The 15718-nt window shown below is 70.0% G+C and carries 18 protein-coding genes; 8 read left to right on the top strand and 10 right to left on the bottom strand.

The window, feature by feature from the left end; all coding sequences use genetic code 11:
* Window positions 1-3: 3 nt before the first annotated feature.
* Window positions 4-849 (bottom strand): AAA family ATPase, encoded by an 846-nt coding sequence (locus QC818_RS05780; RefSeq protein ID WP_309651892.1) that lies wholly within the window; start codon window positions 847-849, stop codon window positions 4-6.
* A gap of 84 nt (window positions 850-933) precedes the next feature.
* A complete protein-coding gene (locus QC818_RS05775) occupies window positions 934-1821 on the bottom strand; it encodes an NAD(P)-dependent oxidoreductase (protein WP_309651891.1) in 888 nt (295 codons plus the stop codon).
* A 724-nt stretch (window positions 1822-2545) separates the two neighbouring features.
* Here QC818_RS05775 and QC818_RS05770 point away from each other — a divergent pair.
* Window positions 2546-3184 (top strand): LysE family translocator, encoded by a 639-nt coding sequence (locus QC818_RS05770; RefSeq protein ID WP_309651890.1) that lies wholly within the window; start codon window positions 2546-2548, stop codon window positions 3182-3184.
* 46 nt (window positions 3185-3230) lie between these two features.
* On the opposite strand, the gene QC818_RS05765 is transcribed toward QC818_RS05770, so the two are convergent.
* The 6 genes from QC818_RS05765 to QC818_RS05740 form a co-directional block, all read right to left on the bottom strand.
* The gene (locus QC818_RS05765; RefSeq protein WP_309651889.1) at window positions 3231-4535 is read right to left on the bottom strand and encodes a GGDEF domain-containing protein; all 1305 of its coding nucleotides are present in this window, start codon (window positions 4533-4535) and stop codon (window positions 3231-3233) included.
* Window positions 4536-4701: 166 nt separating this feature from the next.
* Window positions 4702-5700: a nucleoid-associated protein gene (locus QC818_RS05760; RefSeq protein WP_309651888.1), complete on the bottom strand. Its 999-nt coding sequence runs from the start codon at window positions 5698-5700 to the stop codon at window positions 4702-4704.
* Window positions 5701-5775: 75 nt separating this feature from the next.
* The gene (locus tag QC818_RS05755; RefSeq protein WP_309651887.1) at window positions 5776-6363 is read right to left on the bottom strand and encodes an NAD(P)H-dependent oxidoreductase; all 588 of its coding nucleotides are present in this window, start codon (window positions 6361-6363) and stop codon (window positions 5776-5778) included.
* 68 nt (window positions 6364-6431) lie between these two features.
* Complete coding sequence (locus QC818_RS05750) at window positions 6432-7193, bottom strand: ABC transporter permease (RefSeq protein WP_309651886.1); 762 nt, start codon at window positions 7191-7193, stop codon at window positions 6432-6434.
* Entirely contained in the window at window positions 7190-8134 is a 945-nt protein-coding gene (locus QC818_RS05745; protein WP_309651885.1) for an ABC transporter ATP-binding protein, read from the bottom strand. The genes QC818_RS05750 and QC818_RS05745 overlap by 4 nt, the downstream gene beginning before the upstream one ends.
* Window positions 8135-8333: 199 nt before the next feature.
* Window positions 8334-8612 carry a peptidylprolyl isomerase gene (locus QC818_RS05740; protein WP_309651884.1) on the bottom strand — a complete coding sequence of 93 codons (279 nt, stop codon included), beginning with the start codon at window positions 8610-8612 and terminating at the stop codon, window positions 8334-8336.
* Window positions 8613-8737: 125 nt separating this feature from the next.
* On the opposite strand from QC818_RS05740, the gene QC818_RS05735 reads away from it, so the two are divergent.
* A complete protein-coding gene (locus QC818_RS05735; protein WP_309651883.1) occupies window positions 8738-9196 on the top strand; it encodes an HIT family protein in 459 nt (152 codons plus the stop codon).
* A gap of 16 nt (window positions 9197-9212) precedes the next feature.
* Here QC818_RS05735 and QC818_RS05730 read toward each other — a convergent pair whose 3' ends face one another.
* Window positions 9213-10163 carry a LysR substrate-binding domain-containing protein gene (locus tag QC818_RS05730; RefSeq protein WP_309651882.1) on the bottom strand — a complete coding sequence of 317 codons (951 nt, stop codon included), beginning with the start codon at window positions 10161-10163 and terminating at the stop codon, window positions 9213-9215.
* 122 nt (window positions 10164-10285) lie between these two features.
* On the opposite strand from QC818_RS05730, the gene QC818_RS05725 reads away from it, so the two are divergent.
* The 4 genes from QC818_RS05725 (at window position 10286) to QC818_RS05710 (ending at window position 13502) form a co-directional block, all read left to right on the top strand.
* Window positions 10286-11155: a pirin family protein gene (locus tag QC818_RS05725; RefSeq protein ID WP_309651881.1), complete on the top strand. Its 870-nt coding sequence runs from the start codon at window positions 10286-10288 to the stop codon at window positions 11153-11155.
* Window positions 11156-11230: 75 nt separating this feature from the next.
* Window positions 11231-11854, top strand: a complete 624-nt coding sequence (gene ycaC / locus QC818_RS05720) for an isochorismate family cysteine hydrolase YcaC (protein WP_309651880.1) — start codon at window positions 11231-11233, stop codon at window positions 11852-11854.
* 91 nt (window positions 11855-11945) lie between these two features.
* On the top strand, window positions 11946-12887 hold the full coding sequence (locus QC818_RS05715; protein ID WP_309651879.1) for a pirin family protein: 942 nt from the start codon (window positions 11946-11948) through the stop codon (window positions 12885-12887).
* Window positions 12888-12923: 36 nt separating this feature from the next.
* Entirely contained in the window at window positions 12924-13502 is a 579-nt protein-coding gene (locus QC818_RS05710; RefSeq protein WP_309651878.1) for an antibiotic biosynthesis monooxygenase, read from the top strand.
* A 15-nt stretch (window positions 13503-13517) separates the two neighbouring features.
* Here QC818_RS05710 and QC818_RS05705 read toward each other — a convergent pair whose 3' ends face one another.
* Complete coding sequence (locus QC818_RS05705) at window positions 13518-14183, bottom strand: DUF1826 domain-containing protein (protein ID WP_309651877.1); 666 nt, start codon at window positions 14181-14183, stop codon at window positions 13518-13520.
* Window positions 14184-14307: 124 nt separating this feature from the next.
* Between QC818_RS05705 and folE2 the strand changes: the two genes are divergently transcribed.
* Both folE2 and hisI read left to right on the top strand, forming a co-directional pair.
* Window positions 14308-15207 carry a GTP cyclohydrolase FolE2 gene (folE2, locus tag QC818_RS05700; protein ID WP_309651876.1) on the top strand — a complete coding sequence of 300 codons (900 nt, stop codon included), beginning with the start codon at window positions 14308-14310 and terminating at the stop codon, window positions 15205-15207.
* On the top strand, window positions 15207-15620 hold the full coding sequence (gene hisI / locus QC818_RS05695) for a phosphoribosyl-AMP cyclohydrolase (RefSeq protein WP_309651875.1): 414 nt from the start codon (window positions 15207-15209) through the stop codon (window positions 15618-15620). The genes folE2 and hisI overlap by 1 nt, the downstream gene beginning before the upstream one ends.
* The last annotated feature ends 98 nt before the right edge of the window (window positions 15621-15718 follow it).

Below are 15718 nucleotides of genomic sequence, written 5' to 3'. Positions count from 1 at the left end.
GGCTCAGCGACTCTTGCGACGCAGCATGAAGGCCAGCCGCTCCAGCAGCTGGGTATCCTGCTCGTTCTTGACCAGGGCCCCGGCCAGCGGCGGAATCGCCTGTGCCGGGTCGCGATCATGGAGCGCCTCCCGGGCCAGGTCGTCGGCCATCAGCAGCTTCAGCCAGTCCACCAGCTCCGAGGTGGAGGGCTTCTTCTTGAGGCCCGGGGCCTCGCGCAGCTCGAAGAACACCTCCAGGGCCTCGGCGACCAGCCGCGGGGCGATGTCGGGGAAGTGCACGTCGACGATGGCCTGCAGGGTCTCGCGGTCCGGGAAGTCGATGTAGTGGAAGAAGCAGCGGCGCAGGAAGGCGTCGGGCAGCTCCTTCTCGTTGTTGGAGGTGATCACCACCACCGGGCGATGGCGGGCACGGATCGTCTCGTCGGTCTCGTAGACATGGAACTCCATGCGGTCGAGTTCCTGGAGCAGGTCGTTGGGGAACTCGATATCGGCCTTGTCGATCTCGTCGATCAGCAGCACCACTCGCTCGTCCGCCGTGAAGGCCTCCCACAGCTTGCCGGGGCGGATGTAGTTGGCCACGTCCTCGACGCCCTCGATGCCGAGCTGGGAGTCGCGCAGCCGGCTCACCGCATCGTACTCGTAGAGCCCCTGGGCGGCCTTGGTGGTGGACTTGACGTGCCAGGTGATCAGCCGGGTGTCCAGGGACGCGGCTAGCTCCTCGGCCAGCCGGGTCTTGCCGGTGCCCGGCTCGCCCTTGACCAGCAGCGGGCGCTGCAGGGTGACGGCGGCATTGACCGCCTGCTTGAGGCCCTCGGTGGCCACGTAGGTGGAGGTGCTGTCGAACGCCATGAAACCCCTCGTCGATCGTCGTCGAAATTCAAACGAGTGTACGTAAGGGCGGCCGATCGGACAAACGTCCCCGCGCGGCCGGAATCAGTCGGTGTCCCGGGCGCGATAGGCCTCGATCAGGGTCGCCGGATCCCGATCGGCGTGTCCCCGGGCGGCATGCCCGCGCATCAGCTGCGCGGCCAGGGCGCTCATCGGCGTGGCGCTGGTCGCCCGGCCGCTCTGGGCCACGGCCATGTCCAGGTCCTTGAGCAGGGTGCGCAGGTGCCAGGGCGGGGCGGCGAAGTCGCTCGCCGCCATGCGCGGCGCGAGGATGCGGAACGGCTTGGAGTCGGCGAAGCCGCCGCCGAGGGCCTCGGTGAGGCGGGTGGCATCGACGCCGCTGGCCTCGGCCAGGGCCACCGTCTCGGCGAGCACCGCCGCCTGGCAGCCGACGATCATCTGGTTGCAGACCTTGGTGACCTGGCCGCTGCCCACCGGCCCCATGCGGGTCACCCGGGCGGCCAGCGGGGCGAAGATCGGCGCCAGTGCCTCGACGTCGGCCGCTTCGCCGCCGCACATGATGGCCAGGCTGCCGGCCTCGGCCCCGGCCACGCCGCCGGAGACCGGGGCATCCACCCAGGGCACGCCGCACTCGGCCTCGAGCCGGGCGGCGAAGGCTCGGGTCGCCTCGGGGTCGCTGCTCGAGAAGTCCACCAGGCGCTGGCCGGCCCGGGCCCGGGCGGCCACGCCGTCGTCGCCGAACACCACCGATTCGACCACCGCGGTGTTGGCCAGGCACAGCAGGATGATGTCCACGCCGTCGACCAGTTCGGCGAGGGTGCCGGCCAGCCGGGCGCCGGCATCGGTCACCCCGGCGGCCTTGTCGGGGGAACGGTTCCAGACGGTCACGTCGAAGCCGGCGTCGAGCAGGCGACGGGTCATGGGATCGCCCATCAGGCCGATGCCGATGAAGCCGAGGCGGGGTTGCGTCATGGGAGGGTCTCCGAGGGGAAAAGCTCCAGAATGCGTCATGGAAAGGATTTCCATCAAGTGGTCGGCCCGCGCCCTGCCGGTGCATCCCGCCCCGGCGACGCCGGTCGAGGGTGCATGCGTCCGCGCTGCCGCCGGTGCCGGAGGCAGGCGCAAGACAGGTGCGCGTCTTCAACTGTCTGGTTTTATTGACCGTTTTTCTGAGTTGGCGCGTATTGTGCTCATGTCAGGACGTCGGCGCCCGGATGCCCGGTGCATCGGCGCGACGAGTGAGCTGGCGTGCTCCAACTGGCCTCCCTTCGGGGAGGCCTTTTTTAGGTTCTTCGCAAATCAGCGTGAAGTCGCTGCACGGTTCAGCCTGGCATGGTGGGTGTGCTCTTCGTGGGAGCGATCTTCAGATCGCGATCCGCCGCGCAGCGGCGGCGATAGAGGCACCGCGGTAGGATCTCCCCCGGGCGCCTATCGGCGCCTTTCGCCCAATGAATTGGGCTCCCACGATGACCTGCGCGATGGCTCTGTCCCGCTGATAGGGCGCTTCGCGGGAGATTCTATGTTGCCCGCCCGGCCTTGAGGGGCTCTGAAGCGCCGAACCGAGTGCCCCCACAATGGTATTCACGCCAAGGTGCGAAGAGGCCTTTTTTATGCCGTGTCCCTCGGGACGGCGGCCTGGACATGGCGGCCGAGGCTGGCTAGCGTCGATCCTTCGATCCCCCAAGGAGACGCGTCGATGCTGGACTATGCCCCGGCCCACTGGATGGCCTTCCTCTCGGCGGCGCTGCTGCTGAACCTCTCGCCGGGGCCCGACATGGCCTTCATCCTCGGCCAGGCCGCCCGGCACGGCCGGCGCGCCGGGATCGCCGCCATGCTCGGCGCATGGAGCGGCACCGGGCTGCACGTGGCGATGGCGGCGCTGGGGCTCTCGGCGATCCTGGCCACCTCGGCGCTGGCCTTCTCGGTGGTCAAGTGGCTCGGGGCCGCCTACCTGGTCTGGCTGGGGCTGCGGACGCTGCTGGCGCGCCGGGAGGCCGACCCGGCGGCGCCGCCGGCGCCCGATCCGCGGGCGCGTTCGCTCTTCCGCCAGGGCGTGCTGATCTCGTTGCTCAACCCCAAGGTGGCGGTCTTCTTCCTCGCCTTCCTGCCGCAGTTCGTGGTGCCCGGGGCCGGTCCGGCGAGCCTGCAGCTGGCGGTGCACGGCCTGCTGATCATCGCCGTGGCCGCCGTGATCGAGCCGCCCATGGTGCTGGCCGGCGCTCGCCTGGCGGGGAGGCTGCGCGGCCATGGCCGCCTGGGCGGCTGGATGGAGCGGGGGCTGGGGGCGCTGTTCGTCGGCCTGGGCACGCGCCTGGCGCTGACCGAGCGCGGCTGAGCCGAGGCGGGCCCCGGCGGGGCGGTGGCCCGTGGTCCAGAGGCGGTCAGGGCGGATCGCCTAGCGGCCCGCCGGCGGGCAGCGCTTCCGCCGGCCCGGGGGCCTGGGGGATGGCCGGGCCGGCGTCGTCGCGCGGCGCCGCCGGGGCCTCCGAGTCGGCCGCGGTTGCCTCGGCGTCGATGGTCACCCGGTTGCGGCCGTCGGCCTTGCCCCGGTAGAGGGCGGTATCGGCTCGCTTGAGGGCCGGGGCCAGGGTCTCCTCGCCCGGGCGGACCCGGGCGAGGCCCAGGGTGGCGGTCAGGCGCTCGCCGTCCCGGCGGGCCGGGTGGGGCAGCCCCGCGATGCACCCGCGCAGGCGTTCGGCGATCTCGCGGGCCTGGTCGAGGTCGGTGTCGGGCAGGGCGAGCACGAACTCCTCACCGCCGAAGCGGCCGATGATGTCGATCTCGCGGAGATGGTCCCGACAGCGCTGGGCGACCAGGGCCAGGATGCTGTCGCCGGCGTCGTGGCCGTGGCGGTCGTTGAGCCGCTTGAAGTGATCCAGGTCGATCATGCACAGGGTCAGGGGCCCGCCGCTGCGTCGCGAGCGCCGCAGGGCCCGGTCGGCCCGCTCGAAGAAGCGCCGCCGGTTGTCCAGGCCGGTCAGTTCATCGGTGCCGGCCAGGTGGCGCAGCCGCTGCTCGAGGCGTCGGCGTTCGCGAATCTCGGCCTGGAGCTGGCGATTGAAGGCGCGCTCGTCGAGCAGCGAGGCATACTGCTGGCGCTGCAGGCGCGCCAGGCGTCGGGCGGTCAGCAGGCCCACCAGGTTGACGAAGCCCAGGATCACTAGCTGGGACAGGATCACGCTGCCCGGCACCCGGGCCCAGAGAGCGAGGGCGGCCAGGAAGCCGAGGGTGAGATAGAGGTTGGCGGCGATCATCCAGGGGATGCGGTTGGGCACGAAGAGGTAGAGGGCCATCACCGTGACCGCCGCGGCCGGGGCATGCAGGCCGCTGGTGTCGGGCCGCAGCGGGACCATCAGGATGATGACCGTGCAGCCCAGCCAGATCACCGGATTCAGGGGCGAGAAGGCGAAGACGCACCCGGGCCGGCGGCGGATCGTCCACCAGGTGAGCAGGCAGGCCGCGGCCACCAGCAGGCGCAGCCCCAGCAGCATCATGAAGGACGGCGTCGCGCCCAGCAGGGCGAGGTCGGCGATGCCCAGCAGCACGAAGAGCGCGGCCGCCACCAGCATCGCCGTGCGCAGCAGATCCGCGGCATCGTCGCGGATGGCGTCGCGGAACCCCGCCTCGAGTCCTGCGTCCCTGAATTCGCCGCCCCAAGGGGTCAAGGCGTGTCGCGTCGCTGTCACGGCTCTGCCCTCCCTGCTACCTGAACAAGCTAGCCTCGCGGCCGGCGCATGGCGAGAGGGAAAACCTGTTACCGGGGTATGAGACGAGCATTTTACGAGATCGCCGACCCGGCGGGGAGCGGATGACGCACGGCATCGTGGCGCTCCCTCGGGGCGTCCGGCCCGATCAGTCCCGACCGCCGGTGAGCTGGTCGCGCAGCGCCCTGGGCACCTTCTTGATGATCAGCCGATCCTGGTCCGCGTCGTATTCCACCGCGGCGCCCAGCAGGTGGGAGTCGAAGCTGATGGAGACGCCTCCGGCGCGTCCGGTGAAGCGCTTGAACTGGTTGAGGGTGCGCTTGTCCGGGGGGATCTCCGGGGCCAGGCCGTAGTCGCTGTTGCGAATGTGCTCGTAGAAGGCCCTGGGCTGCTGCTCGTCGACCAGCTCGGAGAGCTCCTCCAGGGTGATCGGCTCGCCGCGGCTGGCCTGGTCGCTGGCGTAGTCGATCAGCGTCTCGGTCTTCTCGCGGCTGGCCTCCTCGGGCAGGTCCTCCGCTTCCACGTAGTCGCTGAACGCCTTGAGCAGGGTGCGCGTCTCCTGGGGGGCATCCACCTGCTCCCGGGCGCCGAGCACCTCGGCGAAGGCCTCGGCGAGCTTCTTGCCGCCGCGATCCCGGGTCCAGGACAGGTAGGGGTGGGAGGGGCTGCCGCCCTGCCACTGGCCGATGTCGAGCCGGGCGGCCAGCGGCATCTGGGCCAGGTTGAGCTGGCGGCTCGGCACCACGCTGAGGTCGTCGCCGATGCCGAAGCCCTGGCGGTGATGCAGCAGCGCCAGGATCAGGTAGCGCGCCTCCCCCTGGCGATGGTCGACCATCAGCAGGTGCCCGCCCAGGGGCAGGTGGTCATCGACCAGCGGGACAAGCCGCTCGGCGAGCTCCCGGGTCAGGGTGGCGAAATCGAGGGCGTCGTCCAGGTAGCGGGCCAGGGCCTCGGGGAAGGCGGCGTCCGCGTCCTCGCCGAAGCGTCCCCAGGTCTTGGTCTTGCCATGGTAGGCATCGTTGAGGCCGGCCAGAAGGTCGTCCAGGGCCCCGGACGGGGGCAGGGCCTCCCGCGACGGGACCAGGCGTGCCGGCGTCTCGCCGTCGGGCTTGTCGAGGCGATGAATGATGCTGTGCAGAATCGGCATGGGGCCTCCCTCGGTGAACGCTCGAGGGGCGATGATACCCGTCGCCCCGGGGTTCCGATAGCGAGGAAGGCGGCGTCATCGGGCGGCGGCGCCGAGCCGCGCCAGGCGCGCGAACCACCTGTCCCGGGCGGCCCCGTCGAGGCCTTCCACCGAGCCGATCAGGGTCTCGCGCACCGGCGCGAAGCCCACGAAGCCGAGGATGTTACGCTCCAGCGACTTGACGCTGTGAGCCCGGTAGAGGTGGCGGTAGACGGCCGCCGGCATGCCCATGGTGACGATCACCCGGGCCGAGCGCCCCGCGAGGCCCTTGCGCCCCAGGGGATTGCCCTCGACGTACGCGAAGGCGAAGCCCGGGCGCAGCACCTGCTCGAGGAAGGCCTTGACCAGCGCCGGCATGTCGCCGAGCCACAGCGGGAACACCAGCACCAGGTGATCGCAGGCGGCGATGGCCCGCTGCGCCCGGGCCAGGGCTTCGGGAGGCGCCCCCTCCTGCCAGTCGCGCTGGCTGCGCAGCAGCGGCACGTCCAGGGAGGCGATATCGAGGACCTCCACCCTGTGGCCGGCGTCCTCGGCGCCCCGCCGATAGTGCGCGGCCAGGGCATGGCAGAGGTGGTCGGTCCGGCCATCGGGATGGCCCTGCAGGATCAGGATGCGGGTCGGCATGGTCGCGTCCTCTCGCGGCGGCATGCCGCCAGCCTAGCCGGGGCTTGCCCTTCCCGACTTGCCCCACATCAAGGTTTGAGCCGATAGCCGGTGCGGAAGATCCAGCTCACCACGGCGAGCGCCACGCCCAGGAAGAGCCCGATCATCACCAGGCTCGCCCAGATGCTGACGTCGCCCATGCCATAGAAGCTCCAGCGGAAGCCGCTGACCAGGTAGACCACCGGGTTGGCGAGCGTCACCGCCTGCCAGAGCGGCGGCAGCATGTCGATGGAGTAGAAGGTGCCGCCGAGGAAGGTCAGCGGGGTGATCACCAGCAGCGGCACCAGCTGTAGCTTCTCGAAGCCGTCGGCCCAGATGCCGATGATGAAGCCCAGCAGGCTGAAGGTCAGGGCGGTGAGCACCAGGAACAGCAGCATCACCAGCGGGTGGGCGATGGAGAAGGGCACGAAGAGGCTGGCCGTGCCCAGCACGATCAGCCCCAGGATCACCGACTTGGTGGCCGCGGCGCCGACGAAGCCGAGCACCACCTCGAAGTAGGAGATCGGCGCCGAGAGGATCTCGTAGATCGAGCCCGAGAAGCGCGGGAAGAAGATGCCGAAGGAGGCGTTGGACACGCTCTGGGTGAGCAGCATCAGCATGATCAGGCCGGGCACGATGAAGGCGCCGTAGCTGACGCCCTCCACCTCGCTGATGCGGGTGCCGATGGCCGCGCCGAACACCACGAAGTACAGCGAGGTGGAGATCACCGGCGAGACGATGCTCTGCAGCACGGTGCGCAGGCTGCGGGCCATCTCGGCGGCGTAGATGGTCTTCACGGACTGCAGGTTCATGCTTCCTCCCGGACCAGGCGGACGAAGATCTCCTCCAGCGAGCTCTGTCGGGTGTGGAGGTCCTTGAAGCGGATGCCGGCGGCGTCCAGGTCGGCGAGCAGCTCGGCGATGCCGGCCTGGTCGTCGCCGCCGTCGCGGCGGCCGTCGTAGGTGTAGATCAGCGCATGGCCGTCCTCGGCCAGGCTCAGGCGATGGCCGTTCAAGCCCGAGGGCAGGCGGTCCAGCGGCTCGCGCAGCTGCAGGGTCAGCTCCTTGCGGCCGAGCTGGCGCATCAGCTCGCGCTTGCCTTCCACCAGCACCAGCTCGCCGGCGCGGATCACGCCGATGCGGTCGGCCATCTCCTCGGCCTCCTCGATGTAGTGGGTGGTCAGGATGATGGTCACGCCGCGCTCGCGCAGGCCCCGCACCACCTCCCACATGTCGCGGCGCAGCTCCACGTCGACCCCGGCGGTGGGCTCGTCGAGGAACAGCACCTGCGGCTCGTGGGCCAGCGCCTTGGCGATCAGCACCCGGCGCTTCATGCCGCCGGACAGGGTGATCAGGCGGTTGCGGCGCTTGTCCCACAGCGACAGCGACTTCAGTACCCGCTCGATGTGGGCGGGATCCCGGGGCCTGCCGAACAGGCCGCGGCTGAAGCTCACCGTGTCCCAGACCGTGGAGAAGGCTTCGCTGGTCAGCTCCTGGGGCACCAGGCCGATGAGTTCACGGGCCCGGCGATAGTCGTGGACGTTGTCGTGGCCGGCGACCAGGACGCGGCCGGCGCTGGCGTTGACCAGCCCGCAGATCACGCTGATCAGGGTGGTCTTGCCGGCGCCGTTGGGGCCGAGCAGGGCGAAGATCTCGCCGCGGCGGATCTCCAGGTTCACGTCCCTGAGCGCCTGGAAGCCGCTGTCGTAGGTCTTCGACAGGCCCTCCACGCGAATCACGCTGTCCTCGCTCACACTCGCGGTCTCCTCGCAGCTTCCCCGCCCGGCCTCGGCAGGCGAGCGGTACGGGGCGGTGGCGGAATGTATCGGCATCTCCTGATAGAGAGGGGCCTCCCCCATCCTAGCGCGATGCCGCCCCTGACACACCGCCGCCATGCAAGAAAGCCGCGGTGGTGGCCCACGCGCGGCTTTCGCGGTTCGACGGCGGGGAGGATCAGCCGCGGCTGGTGATCTCCAGCAGGTGATAGCCGAACTGGGTCTTCACCGGGCCGTGCACCTTGTTCAGCTCGCCGGAGAACACGACCTTGTCGAACTCGGGCACCATCTGGCCGGGGCCGAAGCTGCCCAGCTCGCCGCCCTGCTGGCCGGAGGGGCACTGGGAGTGCTCGCGGGCGACCTCGGCGAAGTCGCGGCCGTTCTCGATCTCGGCCTTGAGGGCCTGACACTGTTCTTCGCTGCCGACCAGGATATGGCGGGCGGTGGCCTGGGTCATGGGACTCTCCTTCATGGATGGGGTAGGCTCTGGATGAGCCGGGAGAATAGCACGCCGCCGACGCCGAGGAACCCGCCGTGGTCGGCGTCCTCTCCGGCGCCGGAACCGACAGGGAGGAGTCGCGCGTGAGCTGTATCTTCTGTGAGATCGTCGCCGGCCGGGTGCCGAGCCATGTCATCTGGGAGGACGAGGCGCACCTGGCGTTCCTGTCCATCTTACCCAATACGCCGGGGTTCTCGGTGGTCATCCCCAAGGCCCACCATGCCAGCTACGCCTTCGACCAGCCCGACGCGGTGCTGACCGGGCTGGTGCTCGCCACCAAGCGGGTGGCGCGCCTGCTGGATGCCTCCCTCGAGGGCGTCGCCCGCACCGGCATGTTCTTCGAGGGCTACGGCGTCGATCACCTCCACGCCAAGCTGTTCCCCATGCACGGCACCGGCAGCGATTCGGCGTTCCAGCCCGTGGAGTCCCGGGTCGACAAGTACTTCGACCGCTACGAGGGGTATCTCTCCTCCCACGACTACCGCCGCGCCGACGATGCCGCGCTGGCCGAACTGGCCGCGCACATTCGTTCCTTTCACTGAGCCGATGACGTTCGGGTCAGCGCGCTCGGCCCTGCCGCTCATCGTTCAGCTCGGGGAATCGATTCGCCACGTCCTCCGCCGCGATATTGGCGTCGAGGAAGTCCAGCAGGGCCCTCACCGACGGCAGCAGCCCGCGCCGCGAGGGGAAGACCGCATGCAGGATGCCGCCCCGCGGCGCCCAGCCCGGTAGCACGTCGATGAGCCGCCCGGCGGCCAGATCGCACCCGCCGACCAGCAGCGCCAGCTTGACCACGCCCATCCCGGCCAGGGCCGCCTCGTGCAGCGTCTCGGCGCTGTCGGTGACCAGGCGCGGCCGATGCTGGATTCGGGCGGTCGCGCCGTCCGGCCCGACCAGGTCCCAGCAGTGTTGCCCCGCGTGCTGTTCGAAGTCCAGGCTCGGCAGGCGGGGCAGGTCGGCAGGCACGCTCGGCCGCGGATGGCGCTCGAACAGCGCGGGGGCGGCCATCAGCCGCTGGGGACTCTGGGCGAGCACCTTCATGGTCAGGTCGCTGTCCTCCAGCGGCGGAAAGCGCACGCGAAGGGCCAGGTCGAAGCCCTCCTTGACCACGTCCACCCGCCGGCTGGTGGCCTCCACCTGGACATCGACCTTGGGGAACTCCGTCATGAAGCGGACCAGCAGCGGGGTGATCAGGTAATGCAGCACGCTCGGCGAGCAGCTCAGCCGCACCATGCCCCGGGGCTCGGCGCGATTGCGCAGGATCAGCTCGTCCGCCGCCTCGGCCTCCACCAGCATCGCCACGCAATGCCGATAGTAGGCCTGGCCGAGGTCGGTCACCGAGAAATGGCGCGTCGAGCGATTCACCAGCCGGGTCTCCAGGCGCTCCTCCAGCTGGGCGATGCGCCGGCTCAGCTTCGATTTGGGGATGCCCAGGGCGCGACCGGCGGGCGCGAACCCCCCGTGATCCACGACCTGCACGAAGTAAAAGAGGTCGTTGAGGTCCTGCATTCGATTGTCCTATTATTGCAACGGTCAGTGCCGTATGTGCCGTCTAGTGGGTTCATCGTTCATTTAATAGGCTTCTTGTCATCGAGGCCACATGCCTCCTCACCACACTCTGGAGCCCGACGATGAAGAAGATCCAAGCGGTATACGGCGCCCCCCACGGCCACTGGGTCGGCGACGGCTTCCCCGTGCGTTCCCTGTTCACCTATGACCGCATGGGCGCCGAGCACATCAGCCCCTTCCTGATGCTGGACCATGCCGGCCCCCACACCTTCAAGCCGGCCAGGCGGCCTCGCGGCGTGGGGCAGCACCCCCACCGCGGTTTCGAGACGGTGACCCTGGTCTACGAAGGGGAACTGGAGCACCGCGATTCCACCGGCAGCGGCGGCAAGATCGGCGAGGGGGACGTGCAGTGGATGACCGCCGGTGCCGGCATCGTCCACGAGGAGTTCCATTCCCGGGCCTTCACCGAGCGTGGCGGCCGGCTGGAGATGGTGCAGCTGTGGGTCAACCTGCCGGCCCGGGACAAGGACACCCCGGCAGCCTACCAGACGCTGCTCGACGCCGACATTCCCAGCGTGCCGCTGGACGACGAGGCCGGCCGGGTACGCGTGGTGGCGGGCAGCTATCTTGGACATGAGGGCCCGGCCAGTACCTTCACGCCGATCAACATGTGGGACCTGCGGCTGGCCGCGGGGCGGCATGCCACCCTGCCGGTGCCGGAGGACCACAACACCCTGCTGGTGGTGCTGGAGGGCACCGTCCAGGTCAACGGCGACACCGTGGTGCGTGACGAGGCCGTGGTGAGCTTCGAGCGTCGTGGCGAGGAGCTGTACCTGGAGGCCAACAACGATGCCAAGCTGCTGCTGCTCAGCGGCGAGCCCATCGAGGAGCCGGTCGTCGGCCACGGGCCCTTCGTGATGAACAGCGTGGAGGAGATCCACCAAGCCTTCGCCGACTTCCAGCGCGGGAAGTACGGTGCCCTGAACGGCTAGCGGGGGGAATCCGCTGGCGTTTGTCCCCGGCGGCACGGCCGCCGGGTTTTTCCCTGATGCAATAGGAGAGCGATCATGTCCTTCACTTACAACCGCCTGGACAAGGACGACGTGGCCCTGCTGATGGTCGACCATCAGGCCGGCCTGCTGTCCCTGGTGCGCGACTACAGCCCGGACGACTTCAAGAACAATGTCCTGGCGCTGGCGGACATCGCCAAGTTCTTCGACATCCCCACCATCCTCACCACCAGCTTCGAGACCGGACCCAACGGGCCCATCGTGCCGGAGCTCAAGGAGACCTTCCCCCAGGCGCCGTACTTCGCCCGTCCGGGCCAGATCAACGCCTGGGACAACGAGGACTTCGTCGCCGCCGTCAAGGCCACCGGCAAGAAGCAGCTGCTGATCGCCGGCGTGGTCACCGAGGTCTGCGTGGCCTTCCCGGTGCTGTCTGCCCTGGAGGAAGGCTATGAGGTCTTCGTGGTCACCGACGCCTCCGGCACCTTCAACCAGACCACCCGGGACGCCGCCTGGGATCGCATGTCCCAGGCCGGCGCCCAGCTGATGACCTGGTTCGGCGTCGGCTGCGAACTGCACCGTGACTGGCGCAACGACATCGAGGGCTTCGGCGGCCTGCTGGCCGGCCACCTGCCCGCCTACGCCAACCTGATGCAGAGCTATAGCCAGCAAGCTCAAGGCTAGGCGCGATCGGCCCGGCCCCGGGGAATGTCAGGTGACAGGCAATGCCCCGGGGCCGAGCCCCTGTCCGACACGATTCGCAAGGAGTGAGCCCATGAGTACTCTCGTCGATGATCGCGACCTGGCCTCGTCCCGGGACTGCCCGGTCGTCGAGGGCAAGCGCCAGGTCCAGCACGTGGCGCCGCGCACCGCCGATGTCGGCGGCATCCCCGTCAACCGGGTGCTGCCCTCCCGCCACCGCCGCCTGGTGGGCGCCTGGTGCTTCCTCGACCATGCCGGGCCGGCCGTCTTCAAGGGCGACTCCCGCGGCCTGCGCGTGGGCCCCCACCCGCACATCGGCCTGCAGACCTTCACCTGGATGATCGCCGGCGAGGTGCTGCACCGCGACAGCCTGGGCAACGAGCAGGTGATCCGTCCCGGCCAGGTCAACCTGATGACCGCTGGCCGCGGCATCAGCCACACCGAGGAGTCGGTGCCCGGCGAGCGCCACCTGCATGCCGCCCAGCTGTGGATCGCCCTGCCCGAGGCCGATCGGCGCACCGACCCGCGCTTCGACCACTACCCCGACCTGCCGTCATGGGAAGAACAGGACGTCGCCTTCACGCTGCTCATCGGCGAGTTCGCCGGTCGCCGGGCACCGACCCTGGCCTTCTCGCCGCTGGTGGGCCTGGAGCTCGTCGCCCGGGAAGCGAGCACCGTCGAGCTGGCGCTGCGCGAGGACTTCGAGTACGGCCTGCTGCCCCTGGAGGGCGAGCTGGACATCGAGGGCGAGACCTTCCCGCCCAACGAGCTGGCCTACCTGGGTCGTGGGCGCGAGAGCGTCACCCTGAGCCTGCCGGCAGGCGCCCGGGTCATCCTGGTCGGCGGCGAGCCGCTGGACGAGGAGATCCTCATCTGGTGGAACTTCGTCGGCCACAGCAAGGCCGAGATCGCCGAGGCCCAGCGCGACTGGGAGGCCGGCAGCGAGCGCTTCGGCCGCATTCCCGACTACGACGGCGAGCCCCTGACGCCGCCGCCGCTGCCCTGGCAGGCATAGCGATACTCCCGGGACCCCTAAGGCAAAGGACAGCACATGACCCAGCCCCAAGCCGCGTCACGCCACTCGCAAGAGGGGGGCGTGACCATCCGCATCCATCACCGGGTCCGCCCCGAGGCCCGGGATCGCTACGAGACCTGGTTGCGCCAGATCATCGAGGCCGCCGGCCGCTACGCCGGCCACCAGGGCGTGCATATCCTGAGGCCCCAGGCGGGCGGCCAGGACTACGAGATCGCGGTGCGCTTCGCCTCCGAGGCCGACGCGGAGCGCTGGCGTTCCTCCGACGACCGCCGCGAACTGATGGACGACATCCGCGACGCCCTTGAGCAGGACGAGGCGGTCGAGATCCTCTCCGGCATCGACTACTGGTTCACGCCGCCGACCGCCACCAGCAAGCAGCCCGTGCGCTGGAAGCAATGGCTGGTCACCACGGCGGTCATCTGGCCGCTCACCTTGCTGGTGCCGCTGCTCTGGCAGCCGCTCTTCTCCCTCTTCCCGCTGCTCGACACCTGGGGCCTGCGCCACGGCCTCATCGCCGCCACCGTGGTGGCCCTGGTGGTCTATGTGGTCATGCCCCGGGTGGTGCGCCTGGTGGCGCACTGGATGTTCGAGTAGGCCTGCCGTCCGGCCTCAGGCGGGGTCGAGGGTCAGCAGCAGCCGCTGCTGGCCGGCCCCCACCGCCGGGCTGCGATGCACCAGCCCCCGGGCCTCGTTGCCCACCCAGCCGCTGCCCTTGAGCAGGGCCACGTCGCCGGCCTCCAGCCGGCGGATGGCGCCTTCCTCGCGCACGATGTCCGGCTTGCCGGGCGTCGGCGCCCCCAGCCCGGCGCGATTCACCGCCTCCTCGGGCAGCCACTCGCTGCCCGGCCCCAGGTAGGTCGTCACCAGTCGCACCGGCAGGTTGTCGCAATGGAAGCGCGGGCACATGGGCGCGTCCAGTCGACGCAACCGCAGGCCCACCTCGTCGGTGTCGAACAGGCAAGCCATGGCCTCGGCCAGGGTCACGACGTCCTCCACCAGGGGGCCGGACGCCCCGGGGCAGTGCAGGGTTTCCAGCAGGGCGGTGCGCAGGTCGTCGCCCGGCGCACCGCGCCAGCTGAAGGCCAGCGGGCGCTCGGCCCTTGCCTGCGCCAGGGCCCCGGCCAGCAGGTCGTGGGACAGGGGGCGGCGCAGCACGGCGAGGGTGATGGCGTCCTCGAAGATGCGCGGCAGCACCTCGATATCGCCGCCTGCCACCCAATGCGGCAGGGGCTCGGGGGCAGGGCGGTCGGCCGAGGAACCGGCGGTGATCGGCATGGTCGTGGTCTCCCGATGCGCCACCCGAGGGTGGCGTGCAGAATTGAGATGTTATAACGTAACGCACCTTGCGAGGGAGCGCCATCCGCTGCGTCCCTTACCTTCCGGACGAGGTGATCGAGCGATGAACGAAGACAGGCTGGTCGATATCGTGAGCGAGGCCGCCGGCAGTGTCCCGCGCCTGGCCTGGGTCGGCATGGAAGGCATCGACCTGCCGCTGCGGCTGGCGGGGCAGCCCATGGCCGGAAAGGCCGACGCGGGCGTCAGCCTGGACGATCCCGAGGCGCGGGGCATCCACATGTCGCGGCTCTACCTGGCCCTCGAGCGGCTGGCCGACCAGGACCTGACCCCGGCGCGGCTGCGGGAGGTGCTGGCGCATTTCCTGGACAGTCACCACGGGCTCTCGCAGGGCGCCTTCCTCGATCTGCAGGGCGAGGCCCTGCTGCGCCGGCCCGCCCTGATCAGCCCCCTGGCGGGCTGGAAGGCCTATCCGATGGCCATCCGTAGCCGCCTCACCCCCGCGGGCTTCGAGGCGCGGCTGGAGCTGTCCATCGGCTACTCCTCGACCTGTCCCTGTTCCGCGGCCCTGGCCCGCCAGCTCATCCAGGAGCGCTTCGACCGCGATTTCGCCGAGCAAGACACCGTCGATTCCCGGGCCATGCGCGACTGGCTGGGCGGCGAGCAGGGCATCGTCGCCACGCCGCACAGCCAGCGCAGCCAGGCGCATCTGGCGCTGCGCCTGGCGCCCGAGGCCGAGACCCTGCCCCTGGTCGAGGTCGTCGACCGGGTGGAGACGGCCCTGGGCACCGCCCTGCAGACCGCGGTCAAGCGGGTCGACGAGCAGGCCTTCGCCCTGGCCAACGGCCAGAACCTGATGTTCTGCGAGGACGCCGCCCGCCGGCTGGATCGCGCCCTGCGCGATCAGCCCGGGATCGAGGGCTTCTCCCTGCGGGTGGTCCACGCCGAGAGCCTGCATGCCCATGACGCCGTGGCGCGCAGCCAGTGGAACTGGCAGGAGGGCTGATGGACATCTGGATGCAGCTGGAAAATGCCGAGCGCGGCGAACGCCGGCCGCTCGCGACGGTGCTCGAGGCCATCCCCTGGAACGCCGACGGCCTGATCACCGCCATCGCCCAGCAGCACGACAGCGGCGAGGTGCTGATGCTCGCCTGGATGAATCGCCAGGCGCTGCGGGAGACCCTGGACACCGGGCGAGTCTGTTACTGGTCGCGCTCCCGGCAGGCCCTGTGGCGCAAGGGCGAGAGCTCGGGCCATCGGCAGCGACTCATCGAGGCCAGGCTGGATTGCGACGGCGATGCCGTGCTGCTGCGGGTCGACCAGCAGGGGCCGGCCTGCCATACGGGACGACCCAACTGCTTCTACAACGCCATCCGCGACGATACGGTGGAGGTCATCACCGCGCCGCCGAGCCCCTGACGGACCTGCCCCCAACGCCAGGGAGCACGAGTCCACGTTATTAACCCGGCAAGGTTTTATGTCGGGTTAATCGCGGCACAGGGATGTGTCGCCGCCGG

It is taken from the genome of Halomonas koreensis, from assembly GCF_031451675.1.
Taxonomy (GTDB): Bacteria; Pseudomonadota; Gammaproteobacteria; order Pseudomonadales; family Halomonadaceae; genus Halomonas; species Halomonas koreensis.
This window is presented reverse-complemented; position numbering and strand designations above follow the sequence as displayed.